16 protein-coding genes are annotated in these 15,113 nt (G+C 73.0%); 7 read left to right on the plus strand and 9 right to left on the minus strand.

Annotated elements, in window-relative coordinates:
* The first annotated feature begins 75 nt into the window (after positions 1 to 75).
* Entirely contained in the window at positions 76 to 528 is a 453-nt protein-coding gene (locus tag IE264_RS22515) for a hypothetical protein (RefSeq protein ID WP_032759411.1), read from the plus strand.
* Between the two features lie 46 nt (positions 529 to 574).
* Complete coding sequence (locus IE264_RS22520) at positions 575 to 1,003, plus strand: Zn-ribbon domain-containing OB-fold protein (RefSeq protein ID WP_032759412.1); 429 nt, start codon at positions 575 to 577, stop codon at positions 1,001 to 1,003.
* Here the strand turns inward: IE264_RS22520 and pspAB are convergent, their stop codons facing one another.
* The 4 genes from pspAB to IE264_RS22540 form a co-directional block, all read right to left on the minus strand.
* A complete protein-coding gene (gene pspAB, locus IE264_RS22525) occupies positions 1,004 to 1,597 on the minus strand; it encodes a PspA-associated protein PspAB (RefSeq protein WP_031125993.1) in 594 nt (197 codons plus the stop codon).
* 22 nt (positions 1,598 to 1,619) lie between these two features.
* Entirely contained in the window at positions 1,620 to 2,528 is a 909-nt protein-coding gene (htpX, locus tag IE264_RS22530; protein ID WP_015610573.1) for a zinc metalloprotease HtpX, read from the minus strand.
* A gap of 82 nt (positions 2,529 to 2,610) precedes the next feature.
* Positions 2,611 to 3,291 carry a pyridoxine/pyridoxamine 5'-phosphate oxidase gene (locus IE264_RS22535; protein WP_032759413.1) on the minus strand — a complete coding sequence of 227 codons (681 nt, stop codon included), beginning with the start codon at positions 3,289 to 3,291 and terminating at the stop codon, positions 2,611 to 2,613.
* Positions 3,292 to 3,407: 116 nt separating this feature from the next.
* On the minus strand, positions 3,408 to 4,583 hold the full coding sequence (locus IE264_RS22540) for a thiolase C-terminal domain-containing protein (protein WP_015610575.1): 1,176 nt from the start codon (positions 4,581 to 4,583) through the stop codon (positions 3,408 to 3,410).
* Between the two features lie 163 nt (positions 4,584 to 4,746).
* Here IE264_RS22540 and IE264_RS22545 point away from each other — a divergent pair, with 163 nt between their 5' ends.
* Both IE264_RS22545 and IE264_RS22550 read left to right on the plus strand, forming a co-directional pair.
* Positions 4,747 to 5,949: an acyl-CoA dehydrogenase family protein gene (locus IE264_RS22545; protein WP_032760066.1), complete on the plus strand. Its 1,203-nt coding sequence runs from the start codon at positions 4,747 to 4,749 to the stop codon at positions 5,947 to 5,949.
* Positions 5,949 to 6,434, plus strand: a complete 486-nt coding sequence (locus IE264_RS22550; RefSeq protein ID WP_032760065.1) for a nitroreductase family deazaflavin-dependent oxidoreductase — start codon at positions 5,949 to 5,951, stop codon at positions 6,432 to 6,434. The genes IE264_RS22545 and IE264_RS22550 overlap by 1 nt, the downstream gene beginning before the upstream one ends.
* 127 nt (positions 6,435 to 6,561) lie before the next feature.
* Here the strand turns inward: IE264_RS22550 and IE264_RS22555 are convergent, their stop codons facing one another.
* Positions 6,562 to 7,209, minus strand: coding sequence for a TetR family transcriptional regulator (locus IE264_RS22555; RefSeq protein ID WP_015610578.1), 648 nt, complete (start codon positions 7,207 to 7,209; stop codon positions 6,562 to 6,564).
* A 391-nt stretch (positions 7,210 to 7,600) separates the two neighbouring features.
* Between IE264_RS22555 and IE264_RS22560 the strand changes: the two genes are divergently transcribed.
* Together IE264_RS22560 and afsK are read left to right on the plus strand one after the other, a co-directional pair.
* A complete protein-coding gene (locus IE264_RS22560) occupies positions 7,601 to 8,410 on the plus strand; it encodes a VOC family protein (RefSeq protein WP_032760064.1) in 810 nt (269 codons plus the stop codon).
* Between the two features lie 228 nt (positions 8,411 to 8,638).
* On the plus strand, positions 8,639 to 11,047 hold the full coding sequence (afsK, locus tag IE264_RS22565) for a protein serine/threonine kinase AfsK (protein ID WP_032760062.1): 2,409 nt from the start codon (positions 8,639 to 8,641) through the stop codon (positions 11,045 to 11,047).
* Between the two features lie 129 nt (positions 11,048 to 11,176).
* Here afsK and IE264_RS22570 read toward each other — a convergent pair whose 3' ends face one another.
* A complete protein-coding gene (locus IE264_RS22570; protein WP_032760073.1) occupies positions 11,177 to 11,872 on the minus strand; it encodes a hypothetical protein in 696 nt (231 codons plus the stop codon).
* Positions 11,873 to 12,103: 231 nt separating this feature from the next.
* Here IE264_RS22570 and IE264_RS22575 point away from each other — a divergent pair, with 231 nt between their 5' ends.
* On the plus strand, positions 12,104 to 12,634 hold the full coding sequence (locus IE264_RS22575; RefSeq protein ID WP_015610582.1) for an FxLYD domain-containing protein: 531 nt from the start codon (positions 12,104 to 12,106) through the stop codon (positions 12,632 to 12,634).
* A 33-nt stretch (positions 12,635 to 12,667) separates the two neighbouring features.
* Here IE264_RS22575 and IE264_RS22580 read toward each other — a convergent pair whose 3' ends face one another.
* Genes IE264_RS22580 through IE264_RS22590 form a run of 3 tightly spaced genes read right to left on the minus strand, consistent with a single transcriptional unit; the run spans position 12,668 to position 15,067 of the window.
* Positions 12,668 to 13,450, minus strand: coding sequence for an enoyl-CoA hydratase/isomerase family protein (locus tag IE264_RS22580; protein WP_032760061.1), 783 nt, complete (start codon positions 13,448 to 13,450; stop codon positions 12,668 to 12,670).
* A gap of 3 nt (positions 13,451 to 13,453) precedes the next feature.
* Positions 13,454 to 13,906, minus strand: coding sequence for a Zn-ribbon domain-containing OB-fold protein (locus IE264_RS22585; protein WP_032760060.1), 453 nt, complete (start codon positions 13,904 to 13,906; stop codon positions 13,454 to 13,456).
* Between the two features lie 12 nt (positions 13,907 to 13,918).
* A complete protein-coding gene (locus IE264_RS22590) occupies positions 13,919 to 15,067 on the minus strand; it encodes a lipid-transfer protein (RefSeq protein WP_032760059.1) in 1,149 nt (382 codons plus the stop codon).
* Positions 15,068 to 15,113 lie beyond the last annotated feature (46 nt).

The raw sequence follows: 15,113 nt of genomic DNA on the forward strand, positions 1-15,113 counted from the left end.
ACCCCTTGCGCGGGGCGGCCCGCATCCGCTGAACTGACGTACCGTCAGATACGCGGCGACCGGAGGAGCTGCCCCATGCGGACGATCTGGCTCAGTGGTGCGGAATGGCTCGCCGTCCTGCGGATCGGCCTCGGCCTGTGGTGGCTGGAGAGCTGGCGGCACAAGGACAAGAAGGGCTGGTTCGAGCGCGGTACGGGCATCGCCTGGGCGGCGGACGTGGCGGGCAAGCACCGGTGGGGTGTGGTCCGCACCGGCTTCCGGCGGGTCGTCGAACCGCGCCCGAAGCTGATCGCGTACGTGGTCGTCTACGCCGAACTTGCCCTGGGACTGGGCCTGGTGACGGGCTTCCTGACCCCGATCGCGCTGGTCGCCGGCCTCCTCCTCAACCTGCTCTACCTGGTCCTGATGATCCACGACTGGGCCGAGCAGGGGCAGAACGCGATGATGGCGCTGATCTCGCTGGTGGCCCTGTTCGCGATGGCGTGGCAGACGTGGTCGCTGGACGCGGCGTTCGGACTGTTCCTGTGAGCCCGGGAACGCCGAAAGGGCGCACGGCGCCTTCCGGGCTGTTCCCGTGAGCCCGGAACGCGCGGCGTCCCCGCGCTTCGACCTCCCCGAGCCGGACGCCTTCACCCGCCCGTACTGGGACGCGGCGGGGGAGGGACGGCTCCTGATCCGCCGCTGCGCCGGGTGCGGCCGGGCCCATCACTACCCGCGCGAGTTCTGCCCGTACTGCTGGAGCGAGGACGTGGAGTGGGAGCACGCGAGCGGGCACGCCACCCTCTACACCTGGTCCGTCGTCCACCGCAACGACCTGCCGCCTTTCGGAGGCCGCGTCCCTTACGTGGCCGCTGTCGTCGACCTGGCCGAGGGGCCTCGGATGATGACGGAGGTCGTGGAGTGCGCGCACGCCGGCCTCCGGATCGGGATGGGGCTGACGGTCACGTTCCGGTGTGGGGAGGAGAGCGGGGAGGCCGTGGCGGTCTTCCGCCCGTCGCCCTGATCACAGCCCCGGCGCCCCCCACACCGGGAACCACCGGGACAGGTCCTTCTCCACCCGGAGGTCGTCGCCGAGGGCGCCCCGCACCTGGAGCTCCAACTGGTTGTCCCGCTTCTCGGCGCCGCCGGGCAGCGGGGCGAACGGGTAGAACGTGCCGCGCTTGTAGAGGTAGACCAGCGCCAGCGACCGGCCCTCGGCGGCCTGCGGGTCCCGGAAGCCGATCAGCGAGCACAGCAGGTGCGGGCCGAAGCCGCCGTCCTGGAGCAGGGTGTTCACGGCGTGCAGGTCGTTGACCAGGCCCGCCGTGTCGTCGGCCGGGTGGCTGGCGAGCAGCCAGGTGTAGCCGTACGCGTCCCGGCTGAACTCCACCGGGATGCCGCCGCGCTCCGTGTCCGCGTCGAGCAGCTCCCGTACGTCCTCCTGGAGGCGGGCGAAACCGCCGCCCTCCACCCCGGCGAAGCAGACCGAGCCCAGGCCGGTCGGGGTGAAACCGGTGGCGGCCTGGAGGGTGAGGGCGGCCGAGGGGACGGCGAAGAGCTGGTCGAGGTCGGGGCGGACGGGTTTGCTGCGGCCGAGGATGGCGTCGAGCAGGCCCACGGACGTAACTCCTTCGGATCGCTCAGCGGGACAGGTCGGTGGAGATGCGCGACAGCTGGTCCAGGCGCTGCTCCAGCGTCGGGTGCGAGGAGAACAGCCGGCCCAGGGACTCCTTCGCGGAGAACGCGGGCATGAAGTAGAACGCGTTGTACGGCTCCGCCTTGCGCAGGTCCTCGGTCGGGATGCGGGCCATCTGCCCGCTGACCTTCGTCAGCGCCGAGGCGAGGGCGGAGGGGCGCCCGGTGAGCAGGGCAGCGGCGCGGTCGGCGGAGAGCTCGCGGTAGCGGGAGAGCAGCCGGGTCAGCAGGAAGCTGATCGCGTACACGACGGCGCTGATCAGCGGGATGAGGAGGAGCAGGATCCCCGCCGGATCGTTGCCCGGCCGGCTGCGGGCGAAGCCGCCCCACAGGGCGATGCGGGTGATGATGCCCGCCAGGACGCCGAGGAACGAGGCGATCGTCATGACGGCGACGTCCCGGTGCGCCACGTGGGACATCTCGTGGGCGAGAACGCCCTCCAGCTCCTCCGGCTCCAGTCTGCGGAGCAGGCCCGTCGTGGCGCAGACCAGGGCGGTCTTCTCGCTGCGGCCGGTGGCGAACGCGTTCGGTACGTCACTCTCGGCGATGGCCACCTTGGGCTTCGGCATGTCGGCGAGCGCGCAGATGCGGTCGATGGTGCCGTGCAGCTCGGGGGCCTGTTCGGGGGTGACCTCGCGGGCGCCCATCCCGTAGGCGGCGATGCGGTCGCTGAACCAGAACTGGGCGATGAACAGGCCGCCCGTGATGATCAGGATGATCGGCCAGGAGCCGCGCAGGGCCGCGAGGAGCACGCCCACGAAGACGACGTACAGCAGACCGATCAGGAACATGGTGGTGACCATGCGGCCGGTCAGGCCCCGGTCGGGGGCGTAGCGGGAACGGGCTCGTGCCATCGGTACCTCCCAGCGGCTCTCCTTCCTCCCATAGTGCCCCCTTCCTGTTGGAACCGGGTCAAGGCGGCCGCGGGGGGTGGGGTCAGGGCCAGAGCAGCTCGCGGGTCCAGGTGCCGTCGTCCGTGCGGCGGTAGCGCAGCCGGATGTGGCGGCGCCGGGCGTCGCCCTGGAAGAACTCGGCCTCGGCCGGCTCAACCACGTACCGGGTCCAGGTCGGAGCCTCGGCGTCCGGTTCTGCCTGGGCCCGCTCCCAGGCCGCGTCCGCCGCCCGGTGGAGGGCGGCCACCGACTCCACGACCGCGCTCTGGGCCCCGGTCAGGGCGGCGGCGAGGGCCCCGGTGGACCGGGCGTGCAGGTCGGCGTGGCTCTCGGCCGGGGTGCAGCGGACGACGGGGCCCCGGACCCGTACCTGCCGTCCCAGCGCGGGCCAGTAGAAGCCGAGCGCGGCGTACGGGCGGGCGGCCAGCTGGTGGCCCTTGGCGCTGGTGGCGTGCGAGGCGAAGTGGAAGCCCCGCTCGTCCGCGTCGTGCAGGAGCAGGGTGCGTACGTCGGGGAGGCCCTCGGCGTCGGCCGTGGCCAGCGTCATCGCGTGCGGCTCCTGCTGCCCGGCGGCCACGGCGTCCGCGAACCAGCCGTGGAAGAGGGGGAGGGGGGAGGGCGGGGCGGTCGCCGGGTCGAAGGACGGCAGCTCGCTGTCCCAGACGCGCTGGGCGTGCAGGAGGGCGGAGAAGGGGCGCGGGGTGGGTGCGGCGGCTTCGCTCATGGGGCCCATTCCACCTGTTTCCGGTTGCGGGGAGCCAGTCGGGGCGGGAGCCGGTCCTGCGGTGCAGGCATCCCTCACCCCCTCACCCTCACCCCCTCACCCTCACCCCCGCCCCCTCACCCCCGCCCCAGCACCACCGTCCCCGACGAGCAGAACCAGCCGCCCGTCCCCGAGGCCACCGCCAGTTCCGGGAGGCGGCCGCCCGCCTTGTGGACCTGGCGGGCGCCGGCCTCGCCGCGTAGCTGGCGTACCGCCTCCACCAGCAGGAACAGGCCGCGCATCCCGGGGTGGCAGGCCGAGAGGCCGCCGCCGTCCGTGTTCACCGGGAGCTCGCCGCGCAGGCCCGTGCGGCCCTTCTCCACGAAGGCGCCGCCCTCCCCCTTCGCGCAGAAGCCCAGGTCCTCCAGCGTCACCAGCGTCATGTACGTGAACGCGTCGTAGATCTCCGCCAGGTCGATGTCGCAGGGGCGCACCCCGGCCCGTTCGAAGGCCAGGCGGCCCGAGACGGCGGCGGGGGAGACCGTGAAGTCCTCCCACTCCGACATCGTGGAGTGGGAGGCGTGCTCCCCGGTGCCCAGGATCCAGACGGGGGCCTTCGCCGTGTCCGGTACGTACTCCTCGGCCGCCAGCAGCACCGCGCACCCCCCGTCGCTGCGGATGCAGCAGTGCAGCTTGGTGAAGGGGTCCGCGATCATCGGCCCGGAGAGGACGTCGTCGACCGTGATCGGGTCCCGGAACATCGCCTCCGGGTTCGCCGCCGCGTTCGCCCGGGCCGTCACCGCCACCTCGGCCAGCTGCTCCAACGTCGTGCCGTACTCGTGCATGTGGCGGCGGGCGGCCATCGCGTACTTGGCGATCAGCGAGTGCCCGTACGGAACCTCGAACTGCAACGGCCCCCGCGCCCCGAACGACAGGTTCGACGTGCGCCGGCCCGCCTTGATGTCGGCCCGCGCCGTCGACCCGTAGACCAGGAGAACCGCCCGCGCCCGGCCCGCCGCGATCGCGTCCGCCGCGTGGGCCGCCATCACCTCCCAGGTGGCGCCGCCCACCGCCGTGGAGTCGACCCAGGTGGGCCGCAGCCCCAGGTACTCCGCGACCTCCACCGGGGCCAGGGTCCCGAGCCCGGCGGAGGCGAAGCCGTCGATCACCGAGCGGTCCAGGCCGGAGTCGGCGAGTGCGCGGCGGGCCGCCTGGGCGTGCAGGGCGTACGGGGTGGCGTCGTCGACGCGTCCGCAGTCCGCGAGGGAGATGCCGACGACAGCGACCCTGCGGGAGAGGCGGGAGGCAGGCATGAATCTGACGGTACATCAGATGGGGGAGGGTGCAACCGTGCGGTGCGCGTGACTTCCGCACCCCTGCACCTGTGCGGGAGTCTGGGAATCGCCGTCCTCCGCACCTAATATGACGGCTCGTCAGATCAGGGGCCGCCGGTTCCTGAGGGGAAGGAGCCCGACCATGGACGCCGCCTTCACCGCGGAACAGGACGAGATCCGCCGCACCCTGCGCGACCTGCTCACCAAGCACGCCGGACCCGGCGAGGTCCGCGCCGCCGTGCGGACCGCCGAGGGCCACGACCCGGCCCTGTGGCACCGGCTCGCCCAGGAGCTCGGGCTGCCGGGGCTCGCCATCGCGGAGGAGTACGGCGGTGCCGGCTGCACCGCCACCGAGCTGGCCCTCGCCTGCGAGGAGACCGGCCGCGCCCTGCTGCCCTCCCCGCTGCTCGCCACCGCCGTACTCGCCGCACCCCTCATCGCCGCCCTGGGGACTCCGGAACAGCGGGCCGAGCTGCTGCCCCGCATCGCCGACGGGACCCTGACCGCCACCCTCGCGGTACCCGGCGGGTCGATGGCCGCCGCCCTCGGTCTCACCGCCGACAACCGCACGGCCGCCTGGGCGGGCGGCGGCCGGGCGGGCGGCATCCAGGCCCGCCCGGACGGGGGCGGCGGCTGGCGGCTCTACGGGGAGGCCGACCGGGTGCTCGACGGGCACAGCGCCGGATTCCTCCTGGTCGCCGCCCACACCGGGGGCTATCCGCGCAGCCGGACGCTGCTCTTCCTCGTGTCCGCCGAGGCCGAAGGGCTGGCACGGACCCGGCTGACCTCGATGGACGAGACCCGGCCCCTCGCCCGTATCGAGCTGCGCGACGCCGCGGCCCGGCTCCTCGGGGCGGACGACGGCACGGACGTCTGCGGCGCGCTCGCCGACACCGGGAGCCGCGCCGCCGCCGTCCTGGCGGCCGAGGCGGTCGGTGCGGCGGCGGGCGCGCTGGAGCGGACCGTGGCGTACGTGAAGGAGCGCGAGCAGTTCGGCCGGGCCATCGGGTCGTTCCAGGCGGTCAAACACCGCCTCGCCGACCTGTACGTACGGGTGGAGGCGGCCCGCTCCGCCGCGTACTACGCCGCCTGGGACGCGGCGGCGGGCCCGCTCGCCCTGGCCCAGGCGCTGGAGGCGGCCCGGATCGTGGCCGGGGAGGCCGTACAGCTGCACGGCGGTATCGGCTTCACCTGGGAGCACGAGGCGCATCTGTATGTGAAGCGGGCAGCGGCGGACGAGCTGCTCTTCGGCCCCGTACACCGGCTGCGCGACCACGCGGCGGGGCGGGCCGGGCTGTTCGGGGCCGTAACGGCGGACGGTCCTGTGCACGGGGTGGCCGTCTGATGGCCGGTACCCGGGCCGCCCGGCTCATCCAGAAGGTCTCCTCGACCCGCGCCTTCGCGAAGTTCGCCCCGCACGTCGTCCCCGTCATGGACCGCACCGTCCACCGGCTCACCCGGGGCAAGGTACTGCCCAGCGCCCGGATGCTGCCGGGGCTCGTCCTGACGGTGCCGGGGGCGCGCAGCGGGCAGCCGCGGGTGACCCCGCTGGCCTGCATGCCGGAGGGGGACGCGGAGAGCACCTGGATCCTCGTCGGCAGCAACTTCGGCCGTACGGGGCATCCGGCGTGGACCGCGAATCTGCTGGCCCGCCCGGAGGAGGCCGTCATCAGCTGGCGGGGCCGGGACATCCCGGTGCGCGCGCGGCTGCTGGAGGGGGCGGAGCGCGAGGAGGTGTGGCGGGTGGCGCTGACGTTCTGGCCGCCGTACGCGGCGTACCAGGCGCGGGTGGAGCGGCAGATCCGGCTCTTCCGGCTGGAGCGGCGGTAGTTCGCCGCCCACCGGTTCCGTCGGGTCCGGGAACACCGACGGCGGACCACCGGCAGGGGTGCGTGGTGGTCCGCCGTCGGTGAGACAGGACGTGCCGGTAGGGCGTGCGGGTGGGCCGCTGCGCGGGTTACTTCGTGGGCTTCTTGCCGGTGATGCCCAGGTGTACCAACAGCGCCAGGTTCGGGCGCAGTTCGGCCTGCTTCACACCCCAGGTGGTGAACCCCTTCTGGTGCGAGGCGACCGCGGCCAGCATCGCGACCAGGGAACCCGCCATGGCGGCGGGACTGATGTCCTTGTCGACCCTGCCCTTGGCCTGGAGCTCCTTCACCGAATCGGTGAGGGAGTTGGTGACCGAGTTCAGGATCTTCATGCGGATCTTGTAGAACCGCTTGTCCCCCTCGGCCGCGCCGAGGTCGATCACACGGAGGATCGCGTCGTTGCGGCGCCAGAAGTCGAGGAACCCTTCGACGAGTTCCTCGGCCGTCTGCCAGCCGGCCTTGCCGACCCAGGGGCGTCCGGCGACCAGTTCGGTCAGTCCGGCACCCTCCTTGGCGACTTCCTCGGCGATTTCGAGGACGGCGCCCTCTACGTCGGGGAAGTACTGGTAGAAAGTCGCGGGTGAAGTCCCGGCCTTCCGGGCGACGTCGATGACTTTGACGTCCCGGTACGGCGAGGAGCTGAGCATCTCGCTGAGGCAGTCGAGCAGCTTCTGCCGCGTCGCCTGACCGCGTCGACCGGCCACGCGGCCGTCGACGGTACGTACTTGTCCTGTCATGCCGTCAGCTTACCGAGGGGCGATGGGAGCGCGATTCGGCCGACTGCAAATGGGGAACGCCGCAGGACCGGCGGGGTGCGGGGGTGTGCGGCGAATGTTTTCGGCCGCTGCGGTGGAGGTGCGCGCCGAGACCGGGCCCGGGGCCTGTTTTCGGCCGTACCTCCACCGCAGCGGCCGGTTCACGGTCGCCGGGGCGAAAGTGTTATCAACAGCCTGTGGACAACTTCGGTGGACAACTTTCGTCCACATGGTGACCACGCCTTCACTATCCGAGCAAATGTTCCCTATGGGCGCGTTCGGAGCCTGCCGAGGCGCGCCTGGCCGGGTGCGACGTTACGTTGACTGTGACGGGCGTCACTGCGACGGAACCGCGACGGAAGGATCGGGCCCCATGGCCGCATTCGCGCACTCGGCGCCGTGCTGGGCGGACGTGCAGCTCTCCGACCTCGAAGCGGGCAAGCGCTTCTACGGCGGCCTCTTCGGCTGGACCTTCCGCGCGGGCGACGGCATGCCCTTCGCGGACGCCCTGAGCGGGGGCAGGCTCGTCGCCGCGCTCGCCGCCAAGAAGGACGGGCGGATGCCGACCGCTTGGGGCGTCTATTTCGCCACCGACGACATCCGGGCCACCGTCGCCGCGATCCGCGAACACGGCGGCCAGATCATCACCGACCCCGTACGGGCGGGGCAGGCCGGGATCGTGGCGCAGGCGGCCGACCCCGGGGGCGCGGTCTTCGGCCTCTGGCAGCCGGAGGAGCGGGAAGGCTTCGAGAAGCAGAACGAGCCCGGCTCCTTCTGCTGGACCGAGGTCCACACCCGCCGGCCGCAGGAGGTGGACCCCTTCTACGAGAAGGTCTTCGGCTTCCGGGGCACCGACCTGGACGAGGCGGGCAACGACGTCTCCGACGACGCCGAGGCGCTGGTCGACTTCCGGATGTGGTCGCCCGAGGGCGCCGAACCCGGCCCGGACAGCGCCGTCGGCGGGCGCAGCGTCATCACGGACGCGTTCCCCGCCGAGATGCCCAGCTACTTCCTCACCTACTTCGCCGTCGCCGACTGCGACGCGGCGGCCGAACTCGCCGTACAGCTCGGCGGCCGTGTCTCCGCGCCGCCCTTCGACATCCCCTACGGGCGGATGGCGGTCCTCCACGACGACCAGGGCGCCCTCTTCGCCGTGCTCCAGCCGAGCGAGCTGCTTCCCTGACCCCACCGCGTACCGGTGTGGGCGAGAATCGGCCGAAGTGACATGAGACACCCACATCCGCCCCCGGGTTCGCAACCGGCGCCCGAGCCAGGAAGAATCAGGGTGCGCACCGCCAGGTGGTGCCCAGTGGTGAGACGCTGCGCAGGCCGGGAATCGCACCGGGCGGTGACGGGTGGTAATTCGCGGGCTTCGTTCCTGAGGTCCGTACGGGGAGGTGGCAGGCACGTGATGGAGCAGCTGACGCAGCACGACCCGAGACGGATCGGCCCGTTCGAGGTGCTGGGACGGCTCGGGGCCGGCGGCATGGGGCTGGTCTATCTCGCCCGGTCGGCGTCGGGCCGGCGGGTGGCGATCAAGACGGTACGGACCGAGCTCGCCGAGGACCAGCTCTTCCGGGTCCGCTTCACGCGCGAGGTGGAGGCCGCCCGCGCGGTCAGCGGGTTCTACACCGCCGCCGTGGTCGACGCCGACCCCCGCGCCGCCGTGCCGTGGCTGGCCACCGCCTATGTGCCCGCGCCCTCGCTCGAAGAAATAGTGAACGAGTGCGGCCCCATGCCGACCCAGGCCGTGCGCTGGCTGGCCGCCGGTATCGCCGAGGCCCTCCAGTCCATCCACGGCGCCGGGCTCGTCCACCGCGACATGAAGCCGTCCAACGTCCTCGTCGTGGAGGACGGCCCCCGGGTCATCGACTTCGGCATCGCCTCCGGCGTCTCCAACACCCGCCTGACCATGACGAACGTCGCCGTCGGCACGCCCGCCTACATGTCGCCCGAGCAGGCCCGGGACTCGCGCAGCGTCACCGGGGCCAGCGACATCTTCTCGCTGGGCTCCACCCTTGTCTTCGCCGCCACCGGTCACGCCCCCTTCCACGGGGCCAACCCGGTCGAGACGGTCTTCATGCTGCTGCGCGAGGGGCCCGACACCGAGGGGCTGCCGGACGACCTGCGGCCGCTGATCGAGTCCTGCATGCAGATGGACCCCACCCAGCGGCCCAGCCCCGCCGACCTCCAGGCCCAGCTCGCCCCGCACCTCTTCGCCTCCGGCAGCGACGACAGCGGTACGGCGTCGGCCTGGCTGCCCTCCCTGGCCACGGCCATGATCGAACGGCGCAGGGGAGGCGGCCGGACCGCCCCGCCCGCCGCCCCTTCCGCGCCCCCGCCGCGCCCTCCGCAGCCCCCGCGCGCCCCGGATCGTGCTCCGGACCGCGGTCCGGACTGGCGCAGCGGCGGCGACCTGCGCTCGCCCTCCCCGCTCTCCTCGCCCGCGCCGGTGTCGTCCCCGGCGCCCTCTCCGGACGGCGGCCCCGTCCACCTGCCCGGTGCGAAGGCGCCGATCGGGCCCGGGCCGCGGGCGGGGGAGGGGCGGGGGGCCGCCGCCGCGCATCCGGCCGCCGCGACGGGCTGGGTCCGCCCGCCGGCCGGGCTGAACGGCTCGGACCCGGCGTCCACCGCGCCCGTACCGGCCCCGGGGCCCGCCCCGGACGCCTCGCCCGCCGCCCCGGACCGCTGGCGGCCCTGGCGCTTCCGCATGTCCAACGACGTGTGGGGGACGCCCGTCGTCTCCGGTGACCTGCTGTACGTGACGTCCTTCGAGATCCACGCGCTGGACGTCGGCAACGGGCGGCGCCAGTTCAAGACCCGGGACGTGGCCTGGGCGATGGCCGTCGAGGGCGGCCGTATCCACGCCTCGGACGGCCCTTCCCTGTACGCCCTGGACGCGGCGAGCGGGACCGAGCAGTGGCGGGTCCGCACCGACGCCTGGGTGTACGCGCTCAAGGCCGACCGGGGCACGGTGCTGACCGCGACCCGGGGCGGCGGCGTCCAGGGGTGGGAGGCGTCCAACGGCGACAAGCTGTGGGAGATCACCGGCGTCCAGAGCGACTTCGAGACGGTGGAGGCCGCGCCCGTCATCCACGACGGCACGGTCTACGTCTGGCAGGACGCCCGGCTGCGCGCGCTGGACGCCCGTACGGGCCTGGAGCGCTGGTCGTACCCGATCGGCGACGCGGCCTCCTGCGGCGGCGTCCCGGTCCGGGTGACCCCGGCCCCCGACGGCTACGTCTACGTCGCGGCGGGCACCCGGGTGCTGGCCGTGGAGAACGTCAGCGGCCGGGTGCGGTGGCACTTCGAGTCCCCGGCGGTCTTCCTGTCCCCACCCGCGTTCGCGCAGGGCCCGGCGGTGACCGGGGGCGGGGTCTACCTCGCGGACTACCTCGGCACGGTGTACGCGCTCGACGCGACGACCGGCAAGGACCGCTGGCGCATCGCCACGGAGGCGCGCGCCTCCGTCGAACCGGTGCTGGTCGCGGTGGGCAACGTGCACGTGGGCAGCGGCAGCGCGCTCTACACCCTGGACGCGGTGACCGGCACCCCGAAGTGGCGCTTCGCGGCGGGCGGCGACGTGGTCGGCTCCCCGGTCGTGGCGGACGGCCGGGTCCACTTCGGCTCGGCGGACCACGTGCTCTACACCCTGGACGCGGCGGGCGGCCAGCTCCGCTGGAAGCTGGCCACGGGCGGCGAGATCACGGGCTCACCCGTGGCCCAGGCAGGCGTGGTCTACGCCTGCAGCAAGGACCGCTGCGTGTACGCGCTGGACGCCCTGAAGGGCACGGGCACAGGAAACAGGGCCCGCACCTGAGCGCTCCCAGCCCGTCCGGCGTTTGAGGACGGAACCGTTGACGGGGTGGCCGTCAGCTCTGAGGGGCCGGAGCCCCGGAGACCCCAGCCCGTCCGGCGTTTGAGGACGGAACCCTCGACGGGATGGCCGTCACCTCTCCGGAGGTCGGTGCGGCGGATGTACCGGGTCCCGAGGATCCCCGGGGTCCCCGGGCTCCGGCCCCCGCTCCGCCTGCGGATACGACCGCGTACGGGGGTCATGCGGATCGGGCCCCGTGTACGGGTCCACCTCCGGCTCCGGCCACGGCGACGTGTGCGTCGACATCCCCGGCTCCTGCGTCGGCGGCCACGTGTCCACCTGGTCCGCCGGCGGCGCGGCATACGGCTCCACAGGCTCCCGCTCCCGCCGAGCCCGAGCCCGGGACCGGGCCCCGGCCCCCCGCCCACTCATCAGCAACGCCCCGATCAGCATCAGCACCCCACCCGCCAACGCGTTGGCCACCCCCACCTGCAGCCCCGCCCCGTCCCCGCCCACCGTGAGAGCCCCCTCCGCCTGCCCCTGGCGGACCATCCACAGGATCGTGAAACCCAGCACCACCAGCCCCGCCAGCGCGACGGCGATCCGCGACCGGAGCACCACCCCCGCGATCACCAGCAGCGCCGCGAACAGGAACGGCAGCAGGATCGAGACCAGCACCCCCGACTCCGTGGCGGTGATGCCCCCGAACAGGTCCCGCACCCGGTAGTCCTGCCCCGCCCGCCCGTCGTACCAGTCGCGGAACGGGCTCAGCACCGCGGACGCCGCCCCGGCCAGGGCGACGAGTGAACCGAGGATGTTGCGGATCATCGTCAGCCTCCAACGGCGTACGGCGAACACCCCCGCACCGCCGACGCTACGCCGGGACGATCACCCCCGCCACGCGGACGCCGCCGCCCGCCGTAAGGATGCCCCGCCCCGCAGACCATGACCGGACCGTGACAGGGCCATGACCTACACGCCGGGGCCATCCGGCATGCTGTGGGACGTCAGCACGGGAAACGACAGCACACGAGGAACGACACAAGGGGGGCTGCATCCATGATGCGGCGACAGATGAAGCTCGCGGCGGTCCTGGTCGTGGTGGTGCTCGCGCTCACCGGATTCACGACGTCCACCAGTGGCGGCAAGGGCAGCAAGAGCAAGGGCAGCAGCAGTTCGGGCGGCGGCTGCTCCAACTCCAAGAAGAGCAACAGTGGTTACCGCCACACCGATTACGACGACGATGACTACGACGACAACTCGTCCGGCTCGTCCGGCTCCTCCTACGGAACCCCGACGCCCACCGCCTCCGACGGCCCCGCCGTCCGGGTGATCCGCTGCGCCCAGCCCCGCAAGGGCAAGCGCAAGGCGGTCACCGCGTCGGTCGTCGAGCTCCGGTCGAAGGACACCGGCTCGCACACGTACGAGGTCGACGTGACGTTCTACGACGCCCGCGGGAACACCGTCGACACCGCCGAAACCACGACGACGCTCGACGCCGGTGACGTACGCAACCTCACCGTGCGCATGGAGAGCCCCCGCAGGGTCTCCGAGGTCAAGCGGTGCGAGGTCACGGCCCAGCTCCTCTGAGCCGAGAGGGCTCGGGCCCGGCGCCGTGAGCACTCAGCGAACCACCGGCGCCCCGCCCCCGCCCCCGCCCCGCCCCTCGAACAGCTCCGCCTGCCGCTCCGGCGCCAGGTTGCCCAGCGCGATCAGCGCGGGCGCCTGGGCCAGCGCCTGCGTACGGGCGGCCTCCTTCGCCGACCACACCGCCCGGACCGTGCCCTGCACCGCCTCCGTCGGGTACCCGGCGATCACCGCCGCCGCCCGCAGCGCCGCCGCCACCGCACCCCCGGGCTCCGTCACCTCGCTGACCAGCCCGGTCGCGTACGCCCGCTCAGCGCTCACCCGTTCGGCGGTGCCCATCAGGGACATCCGGGCCACCTCCCCGAACGGCATCCGCTGGGCCATCGCGATCGCCTCGTACGCCGAGACCATCCCGTACGTCGTGTGCGGGTCGAAGAAGGTGGCCTCCCGCGAGGCGACGATGAACTCCGCCTCGCCCAGCAGGTAGAACGCCCCGCCGCACGCCATCCCCTCCACGGCCGCGACCACCGGCTTCCACAGGTCGTTCGCCTTGGGCCCGATCCGCAGGAGGGGGTCGTCGATCGCGTACGGGGACGGGGGCTGCGGGACCTTCACGCCCCGGTCGATCCCGGTGCAGAAGGCGCGGGTGCCGGCCCCGGTGAGGACGGCGGCCCGCACCGACTCGTCGTACCGCAACTCCCGCCACAGCGCGGCGAGTTCCTCGGCCGTCTCCAGGTCGATCGCGTTCAGCTTCTCCGGCCGGTCCAGGATGACGAGCGCCACCCCGCGCTGCCCGTCCCGCTCGATCCGCAGCGCCATCGCTCACCGCTCCAGGAGCCAGCGTACGAGCGTGAAACCGTCGGGTCCCACCGGGCAGAACGCGGCCCGCACCGGAGCCCCGATCCGCAGCCGCCCCGGGTCCACCGAGTTCAGCGGTGCGTCGGCGGAGGCGACCACGTTCCCGGCCAGCCGGATGTGCGGGGCATCCGCCAGCTCCACCAGCACCGCGTTGTACGGGGCCTGTTCGGCGTAGGCGGGAAGCAGCGGCGGGTGCGGGATCACGTACGACCAGAGCCGGCCGCGTCCGCTCATCGCCCGCCACTCGCTGTCGAAGGAGCCGCAGTGCGGGCAGCACGGCCGGGGCGGGAAGCGGAGTTCGCCGCAGGTGGGGGAGGCGCACGCCTGGACGCGGAGCTCGCCCCGGGCGGCGTACTCCCAGAAGGGCGCCCCGTCCTCGTCCAGGACGGGAAGCAGCAGGGAATCGTTCACACCCATCTCCTCAACTCCTCAGTTCCGCAGCAGAACGGCCGACGTCGGTACGCCCTCACCGGCGGTGACCAGGCAGGTGGCGGCGTCCGGCACCTGGGCGGTGGAGGTGCCGCGCAGTTGTTTGACGCCCTCGGTGATGAGGTTGAACCCGTGGACGTACGCCTCGCTCAGCCCGCCGCCCCCGGTGTTGATGGGCAGCCGCCCGCCGCTCTCCAGCGCCCCGCCCTCGGTGAACGCCCCGCCCTCGCCGCGCGCGCAGAAGCCGTACCCCTCCAGGGAGAGCGGGACGAGCGGGGTGAACGCGTCGTAGATCTGGGCCACATCGACGCCCTCGGGCCCGAAGTCGGCCTGTTTCCAGAGCTGTCGGGCGGCTGTCCAGGCGGGTCCGGTGAGCGGGTCGTCGTTCCAGTAGTTGACCATCCCGTGGTGCTGGGCGGGCAGGCCCTGGGCGACGGAGTGCAGGTAGACCGGCTTCTGCCGGCAGTCGCGGGCGCGCTCGGCGGAGACGATGACGCAGGCCAGCGCCCCGTCCGTCTCCAGGCAGTTGTCGAAGAGGCAGAGGGGTTCGCTGATCCAGCGGGAGGTCATGTACATCTCGCGGGTGAGCGGCCGGTCGTACATGATCGCGGCCGGGTTCTGGTTGGCCCGGTTGCGGCAGGCGAGGGCCACGTTGAAGAGGTGGTCGCGGGTGGCCCCGTACTCGTGCATGTACCGCCGGGCCAGCATCCCGATCTCGTCGGCGGGCCGCAGCAGACCGTAGGGGCGGGTCCACTGGGCGGGGGTGGGGAGCTGGACGGCGGTGTTCTTCCAGGGGCGGGGCCCGGACCCGCGTTTGCGCGACCGCCAGGCGACCCCGACGCTCGCCTGGCCGGTGGCGACGGCGGCGGCGAGGTGGGCGAGGGTGGCGCAGGAGCCGCCGCCCCCGTATCCCACCTTGGAGAAGAAGGTGACGTCCCCGGCGCCGATCGCCTTGGCGACCTCCACCTCGTCGGTCTCCTCCATGGTGTACGAGGCGAAGCCGTCGACCTCCGACGGTGCGATGCCCGCGTCGTCGAGGGCGGCCAGGATCGCCCGGCAGGCGAGGGTCTTCTCGGATTCCGGGAGCCGTTTCGCGAACGCCGTCTGCCCGATCCCGGCTATCGCTGTCGCGTCCTTGAGCGTCGCCATCCGCCAACCTCCCGCACCGTCGCGCCTGCTGACAGCGGCAGAGGCT

It is taken from the genome of Streptomyces microflavus (genome assembly GCF_014650075.1).
Taxonomy (GTDB): Bacteria; Actinomycetota; Actinomycetes; order Streptomycetales; family Streptomycetaceae; genus Streptomyces; species Streptomyces microflavus.